We start from the raw sequence: 1,386 nt of genomic DNA on the forward strand, positions 1-1,386 counted from the left end.
GCGGGCGGCGGCGCAGTCGGTTCGACGCGCTGCGGGCGCGTGGCGATAGCCGCGCCGCCCGTGGGGGCGGGCGGCGGCGCCTGACGCTCGGTGACGGTGGCCTGATCGCGCTTGCCGAACATTCGCCCCTACTTCTTCTTGAACAGGCCCGACAGGATGGACGACGACCTGGCCGCCGCCGGCGCCTCGCGGCGGCTGATCAGCCGCGCCAGGTGGTCGATGCCCTCGGCCGCCTTCGACTTCGGAGCCACCTCGGCGACCATCTGGCCGTTGTTGGCGGCCTGGCCGAACAGCTTGGGATCGAACGGCAGCACCAGCGACGGGGTCACGCCCAGGGCCTCGCCGAAGTCCTTGACCGGGATCTCCGGACGGCCGGCCACGCCCACCTGGTTCAAGACCAGGCGCGGCGGGGCGTCGTTGGGACGGGCCTGGCGCACCAGGTCGACGATGTTCTTGGCGTTGCGCAGGGAGGCCAGGTCCGGCGTGGCGACGATGACGAGATCGTCGCTGCCCACCAGCACCCGGCGGGTCCACGGCGCCCAGCTGTGCGGCAGGTCCAGCACCACGAACGGGGCGGCGCCGCGCATCTTCTGCGTCACTTCCTCGTAGGCGTCGGCGCCGATGTCGTAGTCCTGCTCCAGCGTGGCCGGGGCGGCCAGCAGCGACAGGCGGTCGCCGCAGCGGACCATCATGCGGTCCATCAGCACCGGGTCCAGGCGCTCGGGCTGGCTCAGCGCGTCGAGCACGCCCTGCAGCGGGTCCTGGTTAAAGTCGAGGCCGGCCGTGCCGAACGGCAGGTCGAGGTCGACGATCACCGTCGCGGCCTCGACGCGCTCGGCCATCGACCAGGCGAAGTTGTGGGCGATGGTCGAGGCGCCCACCCCGCCCTTGGCGCCGACGAAGGCCACCTGGCGGCCGACGAACGGAGCCGAGGGATCGGCGTAGAGCGCCGACACCGCGCGGATCACGTGCAGCGGGCTCTGCGGCTGGGTCAGGTACTCGCTGACCCCGCGGCGCATCAGCTCGCGATAGAGGGCGATGTCGTTGGTCTGGCCGATGACCACGACCTTGGTGCCCGGGTCGCAGACCTGGGCCAGGCCGTCCAGCAGGGCCAGCATGCGCTGGGCCGAGTCCATGGTCTCGACCAGCACCAGCGAGGGCGTCGGCTGGTTCTGGTAGAAGTCGACGGCCGCTTCCAGGCCGCCGGAGCGGGCGGTGACGCTGGCGCGGGCCATGCGGCGGTCGGCGGCGGCGGCCTCGATGATCGCCAGGGTCTCGGCCCGCACGCCGAAGGCGTGGATGGCGATGCGCGGCACGCTGGCCTCGCCGGTGGTGGCGTCGGCGCCGGGCAGGATGTCCTCGGCGGGCGGCGCGGACCAGGTCTGG

Annotated in this window: 1 protein-coding gene; it reads right to left on the minus strand. The window is 72.9% G+C overall.

The features are described 5' to 3' along the window. Positions 1 to 128 precede the first annotated feature (128 nt). Positions 129 to 1,386, minus strand: a 1,258-nt coding sequence (locus DMC18_RS24795) for a CpaE family protein (RefSeq protein WP_110133411.1), incomplete at its 5' end; no start/stop codon positions are given.

The sequence above is a fragment of the Caulobacter sp. D5 genome, assembly GCF_003185805.1.
In the GTDB taxonomy this organism is placed as follows: Bacteria; Pseudomonadota; Alphaproteobacteria; order Caulobacterales; family Caulobacteraceae; genus Caulobacter.